The sequence below is a fragment of the Burkholderia sp. Se-20378 genome, from assembly GCF_017104665.1.
Lineage (GTDB): Bacteria > Pseudomonadota > Gammaproteobacteria > Burkholderiales > Burkholderiaceae > Burkholderia > Burkholderia lata.
On the sequence record NZ_JAAGPG010000012.1, the window covers coordinates 16,061 to 32,057 of the forward strand.

Annotated in this window: 14 protein-coding genes; 4 read left to right on the forward strand and 10 right to left on the reverse strand. The window is 65.2% G+C overall.

The genetic code is table 11. The features are described 5' to 3' along the window. The first annotated feature begins 25 nt into the window (after positions 1 to 25). Together G3N93_RS03565 and G3N93_RS03570 are read left to right on the forward strand one after the other, a co-directional pair. Positions 26 to 1,222, forward strand: coding sequence for a nitronate monooxygenase family protein (locus tag G3N93_RS03565; protein ID WP_277396305.1), 1,197 nt, complete (start codon positions 26 to 28; stop codon positions 1,220 to 1,222). A gap of 493 nt (positions 1,223 to 1,715) precedes the next feature. Then, positions 1,716 to 2,630, forward strand: coding sequence for a transporter (locus G3N93_RS03570; protein WP_206132282.1), 915 nt, complete (start codon positions 1,716 to 1,718; stop codon positions 2,628 to 2,630). Positions 2,631 to 2,981: 351 nt separating this feature from the next. Here the strand turns inward: G3N93_RS03570 and G3N93_RS03575 are convergent, their stop codons facing one another. From G3N93_RS03575 to G3N93_RS03610, 8 genes are all read right to left on the reverse strand, one after another. Beyond that, positions 2,982 to 3,428 carry a nuclear transport factor 2 family protein gene (locus G3N93_RS03575; RefSeq protein ID WP_011349837.1) on the reverse strand — a complete coding sequence of 149 codons (447 nt, stop codon included), beginning with the start codon at positions 3,426 to 3,428 and terminating at the stop codon, positions 2,982 to 2,984. A 170-nt stretch (positions 3,429 to 3,598) separates the two neighbouring features. Continuing rightward, positions 3,599 to 4,816: an acetyl-CoA C-acetyltransferase gene (locus G3N93_RS03580; RefSeq protein ID WP_206132283.1), complete on the reverse strand. Its 1,218-nt coding sequence runs from the start codon at positions 4,814 to 4,816 to the stop codon at positions 3,599 to 3,601. Positions 4,817 to 4,892: 76 nt separating this feature from the next. Further along, on the reverse strand, positions 4,893 to 5,033 hold the full coding sequence (locus tag G3N93_RS03585) for a hypothetical protein (RefSeq protein WP_206132284.1): 141 nt from the start codon (positions 5,031 to 5,033) through the stop codon (positions 4,893 to 4,895). Positions 5,034 to 5,058: 25 nt separating this feature from the next. Next, positions 5,059 to 5,511, reverse strand: coding sequence for a MaoC family dehydratase (locus G3N93_RS03590; RefSeq protein WP_174933000.1), 453 nt, complete (start codon positions 5,509 to 5,511; stop codon positions 5,059 to 5,061). Positions 5,512 to 5,531: 20 nt separating this feature from the next. Next, entirely contained in the window at positions 5,532 to 6,407 is an 876-nt protein-coding gene (locus G3N93_RS03595) for a CoA ester lyase (RefSeq protein WP_174933789.1), read from the reverse strand. Positions 6,408 to 6,696: 289 nt separating this feature from the next. Then, positions 6,697 to 8,703, reverse strand: coding sequence for an AMP-binding protein (locus tag G3N93_RS03600; protein ID WP_206132285.1), 2,007 nt, complete (start codon positions 8,701 to 8,703; stop codon positions 6,697 to 6,699). A gap of 315 nt (positions 8,704 to 9,018) precedes the next feature. Beyond that, the gene (locus tag G3N93_RS03605) at positions 9,019 to 10,503 is read right to left on the reverse strand and encodes an aldehyde dehydrogenase family protein (RefSeq protein ID WP_174986407.1); all 1,485 of its coding nucleotides are present in this window, start codon (positions 10,501 to 10,503) and stop codon (positions 9,019 to 9,021) included. A 27-nt stretch (positions 10,504 to 10,530) separates the two neighbouring features. After that, positions 10,531 to 10,839 carry a hypothetical protein gene (locus tag G3N93_RS03610; RefSeq protein WP_206132286.1) on the reverse strand — a complete coding sequence of 103 codons (309 nt, stop codon included), beginning with the start codon at positions 10,837 to 10,839 and terminating at the stop codon, positions 10,531 to 10,533. 339 nt (positions 10,840 to 11,178) lie between these two features. Here G3N93_RS03610 and G3N93_RS03615 point away from each other — a divergent pair, with 339 nt between their 5' ends. Together G3N93_RS03615 and G3N93_RS03620 are read left to right on the forward strand one after the other, a co-directional pair. Further along, positions 11,179 to 12,339: a CaiB/BaiF CoA-transferase family protein gene (locus G3N93_RS03615; RefSeq protein ID WP_206132287.1), complete on the forward strand. Its 1,161-nt coding sequence runs from the start codon at positions 11,179 to 11,181 to the stop codon at positions 12,337 to 12,339. Next, complete coding sequence (locus G3N93_RS03620) at positions 12,336 to 13,577, forward strand: CaiB/BaiF CoA-transferase family protein (protein ID WP_206132288.1); 1,242 nt, start codon at positions 12,336 to 12,338, stop codon at positions 13,575 to 13,577. The genes G3N93_RS03615 and G3N93_RS03620 overlap by 4 nt, the downstream gene beginning before the upstream one ends. A gap of 75 nt (positions 13,578 to 13,652) precedes the next feature. Here G3N93_RS03620 and G3N93_RS03625 read toward each other — a convergent pair whose 3' ends face one another. Continuing rightward, on the reverse strand, positions 13,653 to 14,411 hold the full coding sequence (locus tag G3N93_RS03625) for an SDR family NAD(P)-dependent oxidoreductase (RefSeq protein WP_174940459.1): 759 nt from the start codon (positions 14,409 to 14,411) through the stop codon (positions 13,653 to 13,655). Between the two features lie 99 nt (positions 14,412 to 14,510). After that, entirely contained in the window at positions 14,511 to 15,881 is a 1,371-nt protein-coding gene (locus tag G3N93_RS03630; protein ID WP_174940457.1) for an MFS transporter, read from the reverse strand. Positions 15,882 to 15,997 lie beyond the last annotated feature (116 nt).

The window sequence follows — 15,997 nt, forward strand, 5'->3', positions numbered from 1 at the left end:
ATTGAATTCACCGAAACCCGCACGCATGCATCGCGCAACCGGGTTTCCCCGCGACGACGCGCCACCCGTCACACGGGCGGCAAGCGTCGCGCTGCGCGATCGAACGGTCGTCGAACATCCATCAAAACAGGAGGCAGACTTGTCCAGGTTGAAAACCCCGTTGTGCGAACTGCTCAACATCGAATACCCGATTCTCCAGGCCGGCATGGGCGGCGTGGCGTTCGGCCCGCTGGCCGCCGCCGTGTCGAAGGCCGGCGGCCTCGGCACGATCGCCGCGATTTCGCCGACGCCCGAGCGCGTCGAACAGGAAATCAAGCTCGTGCGCAGCCTGACCGACAAGCCGCTGTGCGTCGATATCGGCTTCCCGCTGCGCGCGCCCAAGAACCTCGCGTCGATCAAGATCGAGAATCTGCCGTCGCCGATCGTTCAACTGCAAAAGGAAATCGAGGCGCTCGGCATCGAGGTCAAGCCCGTCGATGATCAGGCGATGGGCATCGAGGACGCGAAAACCAAGCTGGAGATCTGCTTCGCGCACAAGGTCGAAGTCATCGCCTGCGCGCTGGGCACGCCGGCGTGGGTCGTCGACGAATGCCACGCGCGCGGCGTCAAGGTCATCAGCATGGTCGGCTCGGCCCGCCATGCGAAGGCCGCGATCAAGGCCGGCACCGACGTCGTCGTGGTGCAAGGCACCGAAGGGGGCGGCCATACCGGCGACGTCGGCCTGATCACCCTGCTCGCGGAAGTGCTCGAGTTTTCGCCGGTGCCGGTGGTCGCGGCCGGCGGCATTGTGACGGGCGCGCAGATTGCCGCCGTGCTGACCCAGGGCGCGCAGGGCGTGTGGGTCGGGACGCGCTTCATCGGCAGCCAGGAAGCAACGGTCGGCCCGAACTACAAGCAGTCGATCGTCGAGGCCGGCTACGACCAGACCATTCGCTCGCTGCTGTTCGACGGCCTGTACGTGCGCCAGCTCAAGAACCGCTACACCGAGGTGTGGGAAGGCCACGAGGACGAAATGCTGCCGTATCCCGAGCAGCGCGTCGCGATCGGGCCGGTCCGCTTCGCGTCGGTTGAAGCGGATCTGAAGGATCATCAGCCGCTGCCGGCGGGCCAGGGCTCCAGCCTGATCCGCGACGTGCCGCCGGCCGGCGACGTGCTGCGCCGCCTGGTCGATGAAACGGTGGCGACGCTCAAGGACTCACGCGGCCGCGTCGAATTCGCCTGATCGGCAGCACTGAAAATGCCGGACCGGCGGCAACGCGGTCCGGTACTTCACTATCGGCCGCACGCCGAAATACCTCGTGCGGGCCCGGTCTGGACTGGCCCGACACGAAAAGACTCAAGCGGCACATTCAGACTGGCGACTACCTGGATCGAGCAACGTCAATGTTGTGCCGGGCAATCAATCGCGCCCTCACGCTCGTCGATATCTCACAAGCCGTCACTCAGACAGATTCGCTGACCATGCGAACTCCGGATCGACGACCATCCGGACGAAAAATGAAAACGACAGACGTCCACCTCGAAGGAGGAAGTCCGCCTCCTCCGACTTGATCACGAAAATCAAACATCCATATCCGTGATCAAAATATCCAAAGAATCAAAGCAATCCGGAGGCCAACGCAATAAATAGATAATCACCAATCCGCACTTCACCGCCGAAAGCATATCAAACCGACCCAAACAAGAAGTCGAGAAGAATCAAACGGAGACAAGTGATGTGGAAGCTATTTTCAGCCAGCCTGCTGGCGTGCCTGATTTCGTCCGAAGCTTTTCCAGCGCAAGGTGTTGCGTACGGAGGGCCGGTCGGAGGAACCGACATACAGAATGCAGTCTTGCCGGACAAAGCCGGATTTTACGGGGGGCTGGTTGTCGGTTACGTGAAATCCTATTCGCTCATGGGGAATGGCGGCCAGAATTCCATTGCCGATTTCTCGACGTCGAGCGGCCTGAGCGAATTCGCGCTTCTTTACATCTATCCGTTCAAGTTGTTTGGGGGAACGCTGGGTACGATGGTCGCGGACGGCGGCGGCATCGGGCGGGTCAAGCTCAACGACAGATACGAGTCATGGCGGGGATTCAATGACGTCTACTCCGACATCCTGATGTGGAGCACCCAGGTCGGAGACAATCCGGGGAGAGGGCTGACGGTCAAACTGGCGTACTCGATGATGCTCGCGGCAGGTACCTACGATTCCAAGCGGATTGTCTCGACGGGTCAGAACACGTTCTACTACATCCCGAATTTCGCGCTCACCTACCTGACCGGCCCCAACCGCCTGGGTGACGGCCTGGAACTCGACGGGCATGTCTTCTTTGATATTGCGGGCAGAAACCCGACGACGAATTACAACAATGGGCTGGTCATCGATATCGACGCCGCGATCAGTGAAATAATCGGGCGCTGGCAGATTGGCGTCGCCGGTTATTATGCTCGCCAGGTCACCGAGGATCGACAAAACGGCCAGCTCGTACCCGGAGACCGCTTTGGCATTGCGGTGGCCGGCCCGGTAATCGCGTACAGCATCCCGGAATGGGGCGCGAGCGTCAAACTCAAGGCTCAATTTGGAATTTGGGCGAGAAACACGGCCAAGGCAAATGGCTTGCTGCTGTTTTTCAGCAAAGCGTTCTGATCGAATCGATTGTTCCTGGCTGGAACGATCACCGGGCGCGGACAAACCACTGGCCGCGCCCGATTTTGCGTATGACTCGATCGAAATCGCAGGTCTGGTAACGTCAGCCGGCGTCCCGGTCTCTACGGGGCGCCGGCGCGGGAACGATAACGACCATGCGCCGAGGTCCATCTTGTAGAACGGCTCGACGTGACGTTCGACGCGGGTGACGGGTCTCGCAACCTCCACCGGGCACCCGGAAGCGTTGAATCTGGTCTACCGCAACTTGCCCTTCTGCCGCGACGACCTGGGCACGGACACTCGCCAACGTACGCTCCGAGTCGGGATTCGCGGTGAACGACCTTCGACCGGTCACATGTGTACCTGAATTCGAGCCGAGAGGCTCGAGATCAACCACTTGCCGTCGACGCGAACATAGTCGCATTCCATCGTTTCAAAACCCAGGCCGATCTTCAGGCCGCGGGCTTTGGGATCCGTGCCTACGCCCTGAATCCACCAGATGCCATTCGCCTTGTCGGCACTGTCGAACTCGATCTGCGGCATGAGTCCGAGGTGAACCGAGCGCTCTGCGCCGACGAACTGCTTGAGGAATGACACGAACGTATCCGGCCCGTTCAGTACCACAGGTTGCGTCAGTTTCACGGCTTCCGCCGGTGTCTCGTCCGAGAACGAAATCCTGACATCGTGCGTGAGCAGCCCCGCGATCTTGTCTTTTTCGTAATCGACCGCCCTGAAAAATTTGTACTGAAGCGTCTTGATATCTTCAATGGCAACCAGTCGATCAATATCTGAAATCACTTTACGTCTCCTTTTGATTATTCAATTTTTAATAAAGGCGATGTTGCGCAAGCGTTTCTGCATTTTATTCAACCAACAAACTGCTTTCGGATCGTATAAGCCGCATGTCAAACATTCAAATCGTCATCCGCGAAGCGCGTGTTCTCCTTTCGCGAACCGGATGATTGCCGTTACGCGGCAACGCGCTCGAATACCGCCGCGAGCCCCTGTCCGCCGCCGATGCACATCGTCTCGAGCCCGTAGCGCCCCGCGCGGCGATCGAGTTCGCGCAGCATCGTCGCGAGAATCCGCACGCCGGTCGCGCCGACCGGATGGCCGAGCGAAATGCCGGAACCGTTGACGTTCAGCCGCTCGTAATCGCCGGCGTCGAATCCCAAGCCCGCCGTGCAGGCGAGCACCTGCGCCGCGAACGCCTCGTTCAGCTCGATCAGGTCGAGATCCTTCAGCGCGAGGCCCGCGCGCCGCAATGCGAGCTCGGTCGCGGGCACGGGGCCGATCCCCATCCGCTCCGGCTCGACGCCCGCGACCGCCCACGTGACGAGGCGCGCAAGCGGGCGCAGGCCGAGTTCGGCCGCCTGCTCCGGCGTCGTCACGATACAGACAGCCGCACCGTCGTTCTGCCCGCTCGCGTTGCCGGCCGTCACCGTCGATTCCGCATCGACCTTCTGGCGGACCGGGCGCAGCGCGGCCAGGCTTTCCATCGTCACGTCCGCGCGCGGATGCTCGTCGCGATCGACGAGCGTGGCGCCCCCCTTCGTCTTCACCTGCACCGGTACGATCTCGTCGCCAAAGCGGCCGGATTCGTGCGCGGCGATCGCGCGGCTGTGCGACCGGTAGGCGAGCGCGTCCTGCGCGTCGCGCGTGATCCCGTATTCACGTCGCAGGTTCTCGGCGGTCTCGAGCATCCCGCCTTCGACCGGATGATGGCGGCCGCCGGACGTGATGCGCCCGCGCGCGATCCGGTCCCACAGCGGCGACGAATCGCCGCGCAGGCCGCCCCAGCGTGCGCCGAGCATGTAGTGCTCCGCCTGGCTCATGCTCTCGGCGCCGCCGGCAAGCACCAGGTCGGCCGCGCCGGTCTGCACGCGCATCGCCGCATCGATCACCGCCTGCAGGCCCGATCCGCACCGACGGTCGAGCTGCAGCCCGGGCACGCGAATGCCGAGGCCCGCGTCGAGGCTCGCGACGCGACCGATCGCAGGCGCCTCACCGTTCGGGTAGCACTGGCCGAAGATCACGTCGTCGATCCGCGCGGGGTCGAGCGCCGTGCGCCGCACCAGCTCGCGGATCACCGTCTCGGCCAGCGTCGCGGCCGGAATGTCCTTGAACACGCCGCCGTAGCGCCCCACCGGCGTGCGCACCGGTTCGCAGATCACTGCCTGTCTCATGAGAACCTCGTTTCGATTGAATGAAGCGGGATGAACCGGCGGCGATCGTCGCGCATCGCCACGCGGTCGCCCTAGATTACGCGCCAATCCCGGCATCTGCGATCTCGCACGCATCAAGCGCGAGCCGGCGGCCGTCGATCTCGCCGCTCTCGGTCACCACGTCGACGCGGCCGTCGTCGGCCGCCTTCGCTTCATTGTTCAGGGGCGCGCGCGGCAAACCACCTTGCACGCGCGCCGTGCGCTTACTTCGGGCGCAGCATCATCAGGCCGGTACGCACTGCCGTACAGACTTCCTCGTCGCGCTGGTTGAGCGCAACGTGGCGGAACACGACGATGCCCGAGTCGCTGCGGCTTTTCGACAGCCGCGCGTTGACGATCTCGGTACGTACGCGAATCGTGTCGCCGTGGAAGGTAGGCTTCGGAAACTTGATCTCCTGGAAGCCGAGGTTGCCGAGCGTCGTGCCGAGCGTCGTTTCATACACGGTGATGCCCGCGACGAGCGCCAGCAGGAACATGCTGTTGACGAGCCGCTGCCCGTAGATCGAGCCCTTGCTGTACTCGGCATCGATGTGCAGCGGCGCGCAGTTGTACGTCATCGCGGAGAACAGCACGTTGTCGGTTTCCGTCACGGTGCGGCGGATCGCGTGTTCGACCACGAGGCCTTCACGGCAATCTTCGAAATAGAGTCCGGGCATTTGTCTGGTTCCTTGTTCAGTCAGTGATTGAGGGATTTCGCCCGCGCAACGATCTCGTGCGCGGTCTTGACGTGGGCGATGTCGATGTGTTCGCCGTCATAGATGCACGATGCGCGGCCGCCGGCCTGCGCCTCGTCGAGCGCGGCGATCATGCCTTCGTAGTACGCGACTTCGTCGGGCGACGGGCTGTACACGTCGTTGATCGTCGCGACGTTGGACGGATGCAGCGCGAGCTCGCCGGACATGCCGAGATTGCGGTCGAGCAGCGACGACTTGCGCAACCCGTCGAGATCCTTGACCTGCTGCCACACGCCGCCGATCGCATGCTTGCCGGCCGCACGCGCGGCCATCACGGCGCGCGACTTGAAGTACAGGCTTTCGCGGCCGTCGGGCGTCCACACATAGCCGAGGGCACGCGCGACGTCCGCGTTCTTCGCCGTTGCGCCGACGATCGCGCCGACGCGCTCGCGCGACGCGATTTCATACGCGAACTGCAGCGAACGCGCGGTCTCGAGCAGCGGTATCACGCGCGTCGAGCCAAGCGCCGCGCCGTTGCGGAATTCCGCCTCGGTGAGCATCATCGATACGCAGTCGATGTCCTCCGGCCCGACGGGCTTCGAGATCACGATCCCCTCCACGTGCGGCCCGACCACTGCGAGGATGTCGTCGAAGTCGTACAGGTACGGGCTGCGGTTGATCCGGACGTACACGCGCTGCCGCTGCTCGGCCAGCCATGCCAGCTTCGAGCGGACGACCGCGCGGGCCTCGACTTTCAGCGGCACGGGTACGCTGTCTTCGAGATCGAGAATCAGCGCGTCCGCTTTCGCGGTAACCGATTTCTCGATCCAGTCCGGCTTGTTGCCCGGCACGAACAGCAGCGATCGGGCCGGCCTCATGGCATTCGTAGTCACATTTGTCTCCTGGTTGCCTGGTTGATGCGGAAAAATGATGGAGCGTCGCGCTGGCGTCACTTCATGCGGTGACGGAAATCCAGTGGACGCTCCTGGGTATGCGCGCACGCCTTTGTACGATTCATCGGGCGCGTACATGCAGTCGGACGTGCCGGGGTCCGTGTGTATGCCGCCGCCGTTTCCGAACGCGTTGCGTATGTCCTGTTCTGCCGATTGATCGTGGTCGTTGCCACGCGATGGAGTATCGACACGACGAGATCCTCGAAGCACTCGCTCATCTGCCGTCCACCGCACTTGAAATGCCGTGCCGGCTTGCCGCCGCCGCGATCGCATCCAGCGTCTCCGGGTTGGCCAGCGAAGACAGGTCGCCGGGCGGAAGACCAAGGCATGCGGCACGCACCGCGCGGCGCATGATCTTCATGTTGCGTGTCTTGGGCAGATCGTCGACGAACAGCACGAGCGCCGGCCGAAACGCGGTGCCGAGCCCCGATACGACGGCCGCGCTCAACGCGTTCTCGACGCCCGCGCCGGCGGCCACACCCGGCATCAACGTGACCACGAGACCGACGGTCTCGCCCTTGACGCGGTCGGGCACGCCGATCGCCGCCGCTTCGGCGACTTGCCCCGTCGCCAGCACGAGCGTCTCGATCTCGGACGGCCCGGTGCGTTTGCCGGCAACTTTCAGCGTATCGTCGGCGCGGCCGAGCACGTACCAGAACCCGTCCTCGTCGATCGCCGCGCGATCGCCGTGCCGCCACATTCCGGGCGTCTTGCCCCAGTAGCTGGCCAGGTAGCGTTCGTTGTCGTGCCACAGCCCGCGCGTGAGGCCGATCGACGGCCCGCGCAACGCGAGCTCGCCGGTGCCGCCCGGCCCGACCGACCGGCCCGCGTCGTCGACGACATCCGCCCCCATGCCTGGAATCGGGCCCGCGAACGCACACGGCTTCAGCGGATGAATCACGGTGCCGGTCACGATGCCGCCGCCCACTTCGGTGCCGCCCGAATAATTGATGATCGGCCGGCTGCCGCCGCACACCTTGTCGAACATCCAGCGCCACGCGTCGACCGTCCACGCCTCACCCGTCGACAGCGCGATCCGCAACGCGGAAAGATCGCGGTTTTCGATGCCCGCGCCGCCCGCCTGCATGAAGCTGCGCACGATCGTCGGCGCGATGCCGAGCACGCTCACGCGATGCTGTTCCATCAGCCGCCAGAACCGCCCCCCGTCGGGGAAATCGTGCGCGCCTTCGGCCATCACGATGGTGCCGCCAAGCAGCGTGGTGCCGTAGATCAGCATCGGCCCGACCAGCCAGCCCATGTCGCTCAACCACATCAGCCGGTCGCCGGCGCGCATGTCCGCGCACAGCCCCATGTCGAGCGCGAGCTTCGTGATCAATCCGCAGTGCGAATGAACGGTGCCTTTCGGCTTGCCGGTCGTGCCCGACGTGTACATCAGCATCATCGGTGCGTCGGCCGGCATTTCGGTGGTCGGCGCATCGATCGACTGGCCGTCGATCAGGTCATGCCACCAATGATCGACCCGCGCATCCCATGCCGTCTCGGCGCCGCGGTTGCGCAGCACGATGACGTGTTTCAGCGTCGGCACATCCGCGCGCGCCGTGTCGATCGTCTGCTTCATCGGCGTCACCTTGCCGCGACGCGTGCTCGCATCCGCCGTCAGCACCGCCACCGCGCCCGCATCCTGCAGGCGACTCGCGACGGCCTGCGCGCCGAATCCGGAAAACAGCGGCAGCACGATCGCGCCGATCTTCGCGATCGCCAGCATGCCTGCCACGGCCTCGGGCACCATCGGCAGGTAGAGCGCGACGACGTCGCCCGGCTGGCAGCCGATCTCGCGCAACCCGGCCGCGAGGCGGCTCGTCTGCGCGTCGAGCTCGGCATACGTCCAGCGGCGCACGGCGCCGTCCTCGCCTTCCCAGACCACGGCCTCCTGCCGGTCACGTGCCGTGCCGCGATAGCGGTCCAGGCAATTCAGCACCGCATTGGTCGTGCCGCCGACGCACCACTTCGCCCACTCGATGCCGTCGCGCGTATCGACCACCGCGTCGTACGGTTGATAGAAACGCAGGTCCATATGCCGGATGAGCGCGTTCCAATAGGCGTCGGGACGTGTCGCAGCGAATTCCAGCAGTTGCCGGTACCCGGCCGGATCGGCCTGCTCGATGCCGACATATCGCATGAACGCAGCCAGTGCACTGGCGCGTGCCGCCTCGGGTTCAGGGCGCCACGCCACGTCGGCCACCTGCCATGCAGTTTCCATTCACGTCTCCGGTTTGACCTGGCATTGCTTTGATTCAATGCTAGTCGTGCGCACCGGCCGCACTCAAGTTTTCACTTGCGAACCCGCGATTCGCATTGCACGAATCGTTGCGTCCGGCATGCGCACGTACATGCCGGAGGTGCCGCGTTTCGCGCGGAACCTGATCGCGGATGCAGCGAATGCGCCTCCGGAAGAAGGCCTTCTTTTCGACGTGCGCGCACGTACTTGATGCGGGGCTTTCGCGCAAGTTCGAGCACGTGAAAAAGAGCGGGCCGCTGCCGATATCGCTCAGGATTCCGACCGGCCCGCCCCCGATCAATAGCGGAGCATCACCGACTTCGCTTCCGTGTAGGTCTGAATCGACTCGGCGCCGAACTCGCGGCCCAGCCCCGACTGCTTGTAGCCGCCGAACGGCATCACCGGATCGGTTTCGCCGAACGTGTTGATCCAGATCCGGCCCCCCTTCAACGCGCCCGCGATCCGGTGCGCCCGGCCGATGTCGCGCGTCCAGATGCCGCCGGCAAGCCCGTAGGTCGAATCGTTGCCCTGTGCGATCACGTCTTCCTCGGTATCGAACGGAATCACGCAAACGACCGGGCCGAAGATCTCCTCCTGCGCGATCTTCATCGTGTTGCTCACGCCGGAGAACACCGTCGGCTCGACGTAGTAACCGGCATCGCCCGCTTGCCGGCCGCCGGTCATCAGCGTCGCGCCTTCGTCGTTGCCCGCGTCCACGTACGACATCACGCGTTCGCGCTGCTTCGACGAAATCAGCGGGCCGAGTTTCGTGTCGGCATCGAACGGGTTGCCGACCTTCAGGCTCGCGACGAGCTTCGCCACTTCGTTCGCGAATTCATCGTGAATGCTGCGATGAACGAACAGGCGCGTGCCGGACGAGCAGATCTGCCCGGAATTGCGCGTGAAGCCGTTGACCGCGGCGGCAAGCGCCTTGTCGAGATCGGCATCCGGGAACACGATATGCGGGCTTTTCCCGCCGAGTTCGAGCGTCACGCGCTTCAGGTTGCCGGCCGACGCGAGCAGGATCTGCTTGCCGATTGCGGTCGAGCCGGTAAACGCGACCTTGTCGATACCCGGATGCTCGGAGATCGCCGCGCCGACCGTCTGCCCATAGCCGGTCACCACGTTCATCACGCCCGGCGGCAGCCCGGCTTCGTGAAAAATCTCGACGAGCCGCAGGCAGGTCAGCGACGCGAGTTCCGAAGGCTTCGCGACGATCGTGTTGCCGCACGCGAGCGCCGGCCCGAACTTGACGCCGGCCAGCAGCAGCGGCACGTTCCACGGATTGATCTGGCCGCAGACCCCGATCGGCTCGCGCAGCGTGTAGATGAAGGCCGACGGGTCAGTCGGCACGGTCGTACCGAGAATCTTCGTCGGCCAGCCCGCGTAGTAACGGAACGTGTCGACGGTCATCTTCACCACCGCCGCGCTGAACCAGGCCGGCATCCCGTTGTCGAGCGTCTCGAGTGCGGCCAGTTCGTCCGCGTGTTGCTCGATCGCGTCTGCAAGGCGCAGCAGCACGGCGGTGCGCGCATGCGGAGCCATGCCGCGCCAGCCCGACGATTCGAACGCGCGCCGCGCGGCGGCCACCGCAAGGTCGACGTCCGTCTTGTCGCCTTCGGCGATGCGAGCGAGGACGTCCGCCGTCGCCGGGTTCAACGTCTCCATCGTCCTGCCGGACGCGGCCGGCACCCACTTGCCGTCGATGAAATGCTGCTTGGCGCCGGAGCGGCACCATGCAAGCGCCGCGGCCAGGCCGGGATGTTCGGATTCTGACTTCATGGAATGAGCGGTCACTGCCTGTCTCCGTTAATGACGATTCTTGATGTTTCGCTGCGCGTCATCGACGGGGCGATCCTCGTCCCTGTCGCGTGCAGCGTCGATTGCGCCGGCCGCTCGATGCGGCGTTGCGCTGGAACTTGCGAGCGATCCTGCTGTTGAAGCACGATCGTCGTGCCTGTCGCGCGCTTGTAACGCGCCGCCGATGGTCAGGCCGGTCGCCGACCGGCCGTGGGTATTCGTCACGCCGGCATTCGTGGACAGCGCCCCGCTCGCGTGCAGCCGGCAGCGCCAATCATCCGAAGCAATGCGTTTCACCCTCCGTGCTTCTTCAATCATTTGTATTTCTAATTGTTCGCGCAACGCAGCTAAGAAACCTGCGAGCGCCTGTTCCTGGTTCGTTCGACTCGTGGCCCGACGCATGCGGCGTAGTAACGATGATGGTAGTCATCGCGCCCGGCAACGCTCAAGTCGTGACTCGCGAATCCGCGATTCACGATGCACGAATCGTCGCGATGCGATGCCGTCGCGACGCGTTCGTATTCCGGAACTCGTGCGCTCACGAATCGTCACTTGAGGCGCTCATCGCGCGCTTCTAGTATTTCCGCATGGCCCGCATCCGGGCCGGCACGCTCCGGGCCGGACGGCTGCGCGACAGAATGACACCGGGAGACAATCTTGAAAGACAACGCAGGAGCCGGACCGCTTGCCGGTCTGAAAATCATCGAACTCGGCGGAATCGGGCCGGGCCCGTTCTGCGCGATGCTGCTGGCGGACATGGGCGCCGACGTGCTGCGCCTCGACCGCATCGTGCCGTCGGACAGCGGCGTGCACATGGATCACCGCTTCAATCTGCTCAACCGCGGCCGCCGCTCGGTCGCCATCGACCTGAAGCGGCCGCAGGCCGTCGAGCTGGTCAAGCGGCTCACCGCATCCGCCGACGCGGCGCTCGAAGGCTTTCGCCCCGGCGTGGCCGAGCGGCTCGGCCTTGGCCCCGACGACCTGCTGGCCCACAATCCGCGCCTGGTCTACGGGCGCATGACCGGCTGGGGCCAGGACGGCCCGCTCGCGCAGGCGCCCGGACACGACATGAACTACATCTCGCTGAGCGGTGCGTTGCACACGATCGGCGAACGCGACGGGCCACCCGTGCCGCCGCTCAACCTGGTCGGCGATTTCGGCGGCGGCGCGATGTATCTCGCGTTCGGCATGGTGTGCGCGATGCTGGAAGCCGCGCGCTCCGGCGCCGGACAGGTCGTCGATGCGTCGATGGTCGACGGCTCCGCGCACCTGATGACGCTGATCTACGGCATGTACGCGGCGGGCGCATGGAGCGACCGGCGCGGCGACAACCGGCTCGATTCGGGCACGCCGTGGTACAGCGTCTACCGCACGCGTGACGATCGCTACGTATCGCTCGCGTCCAACGAGCCGCGCTTCTATCGCGAAACGCTCGTGCTGCTGGGGCTCTCCGACACGCCGCTCCCCGATCAGCACGACCGCCACGGCTGGCCCGTGCTGCGCGAGCATTTCACTCGGGTGTTCGCCACGAAGACGCGCGACGAATGGTGCGCGCTCGCGGCCGGCACCGACGTCTGCCTCGCCCCCGTGCTGTCGCTCGCCGAAGCGCCGCATCACCCGCACAACGTCGCCCGCGGCACGTTCGTCGAAATCGACGGCATCGTGCAGCCGGGGCCGGCGCCCCGTTTCAGCCGGACGAAGCCGACGCTGCGCGGCGGTGCGCCCGCGCCCGGCGCCCATACGGCGGATGCGCTGTGCGACTGGGGCATCGACGCTCGCGAAGTCGATGCGCTGCGCGCCGAGGGGGTCCTGCAATGAATGCAACCGACAACATGACGGCGAACACCGTCGACCGGCCGCTGGACGGCGTGCGGGTACTCGCGGTCGAGAATTTCATCGCGGGCCCCTACGCATCGATGTGGCTCGCCGATGCCGGTGCGGAAGTGGTCAAGGTCGAATCGCGCGAAGGCGGAGATTTTTCCCGCAGCACGAGCCCCGTCAAGACCGACGCGAACGGGGTCGCGCACGGCCTGTCGTTTCTGCGCTCGAACCGCAACAAGAAGAGCGTCACGCTCGACCTGAAGCATCCCGACGGCAAGCGGATCTTCATCGAGCTCGCGCGCGAAGCCGATATCGTCGTGGAGAACCTGCGCCCCGGCGTCATGGATCGGCTCGGCATCGGTTACGACGTGTTGCGCGAACGCAATCCGCGCCTGATCTACGTCGCGATCTCCGGGTTCGGCCACACGGACGTGAAGCCCAGTCCGTATACGGATTACCCGGCGTTCGACATCGTCGGGCAGGCGATGAGCGGGCTGATGTACCGGCCCGATCGCACCGGCGATCGTCCGACCTATCTCGGCTTTTCGCTGGCCGACCTGCAAGGCGGCATCCTGGCGATGCAGGGCGCGCTGCTTGCGCTCTATCAGCGCCAGCGCACCGGCCGCGGCAAGAAAGTCGACATCTCGCTCTACGACGCGTCGCTGATCCAGAACGAGATCTCGGTCGCGATGTATTCCGCGCTGCGCCAGCCGACGCCGCCGGGCGTGCATGCGGTCACCGCGCCGTTCGGCACGTACCGCGCAAACGACGGTTATATCGTCATTGCCGTGCTCGGCGAGCATATCTGGCGACGGTTCTGCGACGTGATCGGCCGACCGGAATTGCCCGACGATCCTCGCTTTGTCGACGGCATCTCCCGCCGCGCCAATGGCGACGCGCTCAACCGCCACATCGATGCATGGCTGGCCGAACGGACCCGCACGGACGCCGTCCGGATGTTGCGTGACGGCGGCGTGCCGGCGTCGGTGGTGAACGATGTCGCCGACCTGTTCGACTGCCCGCACGTGGCTGCCCGCGAGATGCTGATGACGCTCGACGACCCGGTCTGGGGGCCGATCCAGGTCGCAGGCAACCCGATCAAGATGTCGGACGTGCCGGAGCCCGAAGCCGGCCTGCCGCCGCAGCTGGGCCAGCACACGCAGGCCGTGCTCGAGGCGTGGCTGCAGATGGACGGCGACGAAGTCGCAGCGCTGCGCTCGCGGCAAGTCATCTGAAACCCGGAAGCACGAAGGGCATCGCGCATGGATTGGCGCGATGCCCTTCGTGGAACGTGCGTTCGATGGTTTGCGTCAGAGTGCGGTAAAGCCGCCGTCGACCACGAGTTCGGCGCCGGTCACGTAGGACGATTCATCACTGGCCAGGAACAGCACCACGTTCGCGACTTCCTCGGGCCGCCCCGCGCGCGCCAGCGGAATCTTCGAGTGGATGACCTGGATGACCTCCGGATCGTCGAACAGGTATTCGCTCTGCGGCGTGCGGATCACGCCCGGATGAACCGAGTTCACGCGAATCCCGCGGCCGGCCAGGTCGATCGCTGCACACCTGGAAAGCAGCCGATTCGCGCCCTTCGATGCGCCATAGCCTGGGTGGAGCCCCGGAAAGGCGACCATGCCGGCGATCGACGACATGTTGACGATCGATCCGCCGCCGGTGCGCTCCATCACCGGAATGACCGTCTTGATCCCCAGGAACTGGCCGTTGAGATTCAGCTCGATCAGCTTGTTCAGGCTTTCGAGCGTCGCCTGCTCCCAGGTAACCGGCGTGCCGGGCAGCCCGGCGTTGTTGACGAGCACGTCGACTCGCCCCCACGCCGCGAGCGCCTTGTCGACGGCGGCCTGCCATTGCGCCGCGTCGGTGACGTCGAGGCCGCAGTGCTCCGCGCTCAGCCCCTGTTCGCGAATCCCGGCGGCCACCTGCGCCGCGCCGTCGGCGCGGATGTCCGTGACCAGCACGTTGGCGCCCTCGCGCGCGAGCAATCCGGCCCCGGCCGCGCCCATGCCGCTCGCGGCCCCCGTGATGATGACCGTCTTGCCTTTCATGCGATTCATGTGACACTCCTGTTCGGTGGGTTCGATTGTCGACTTCAGTTTATTTTCGGACTACTGACGCTACTCAACTTCACTGCGCCCCGGTATACGCACCGCGCGCTAGGCGCTGCCTTCGCCAACGGCGCCCAGCTCGCCGGCGCGATCCTGCGCCGCGCGGCTCCTGACGCGGTCGGACAACCGGTCGTTGACCAGCGCGACGGCGAGCGCGCCGATCACCGCGGGAATCGCCATCGCATAGAAGTTGAAACGCAGCGGAAGCGCGAGCCCCACGATCACCCCGATGAGGATCGGGCCGAACATTGCGCCGAGGCGCCCGATACCCGCGGCCCAGCCTACCCCCGTCGAGCGCACGTTGGTCGGGTAGAACTGGCCCGCGTAGGCGTAGACCACGATCTGCGTGCCGATCGTGCAGGCGCCGGCGACGGTCACGACCGCATAGAGCAACGCGGTGGGCGCGTTGTAGCCGAGCAGCGCGATCGAGACGGCCGCGACCAGGTACATGCCGATCAGTACGCGCTGGATATTGAAGCGATCGGCCAGCCAGCCGCCGCCGATCGCGCCGACCACCGCACCGAGATTCATCGCCATCACGAACGTCAGCGCCGAGCCGAGGCTGTAGCCGGCGGACGCCATCAGCTTGGTCAGCCACGAACTCAGCCCGTAGACCATGAACAGATTGGTGATGCAGGTCACCCAGAACATCAGCGTGCTGAACGCGCGCCCTTCGCTGAAGATCGCCCCAAGCAGCCTCGTCGGGCCGGCCGCCGCCTTCGGCATCGCGAAGCGGTCGCCCGGCTGCAGAACCTGGCCGGGCATCAGCCGTTGCGCGATCCTGCGCACGTCCGCGTCACGGCCCTTGAGCACCAGGAACGACAGCGATTCCGGCAGCGTGCGCCAGATCACCGGAACCAGCACGATCGGCACGGCCGCTGCGTAATAGATCGACCGCCACCCGTAGTTTTCCATCAGGGTCTTGCCGAGCAGCGCCGCCAGCACGCCGCCGCCCGAGTAGCCCGCGAACATCAGCGAAACGAGCATGCTGCGCATGCGCCGCGGCGAATACTCCGTCATCTGCGCGGCGCACGTGGGTGCGATGCCGCCAAGGCCGAGTCCCGCCAGGAACCGCAGCGCACAAAACGCGACGGCGCTCGAGACCGCGCCGGCCGCGGCGCTGAACACGCTGAAAAGCAGTACGCACAGCACGATCGCCGGGCGTCGCCCGATACGGTCGGCGATGCTGCCCAGCAGGATGCTGCCGACCATCATGCCGAACAGGCTCGAACTGGCGATCACGCCGGCCGTGACGGGCGAAATGTGCATCGCCTTCATGATCAACGGCAGCGAAATGCCGACGATCGCGAGGTCGTACCCGTCGAGAATCATGATCAGGATGCACCAGCAAAGAACGACGGCATGGAATCGACCGAATCGGGCTTCGTCGATCACCGCCTGCAAATCGAATTGACGCATGGTTCCTATGTCTCCGTGTCTGGAAGGTCGCAGTGCCTTTCCTTTTTTCATTCAGCATGGCTCGTGTACCGGGCCGCCGGCGGCCGCCGCGCATTCGCACGGCGTGCGTTGCATCG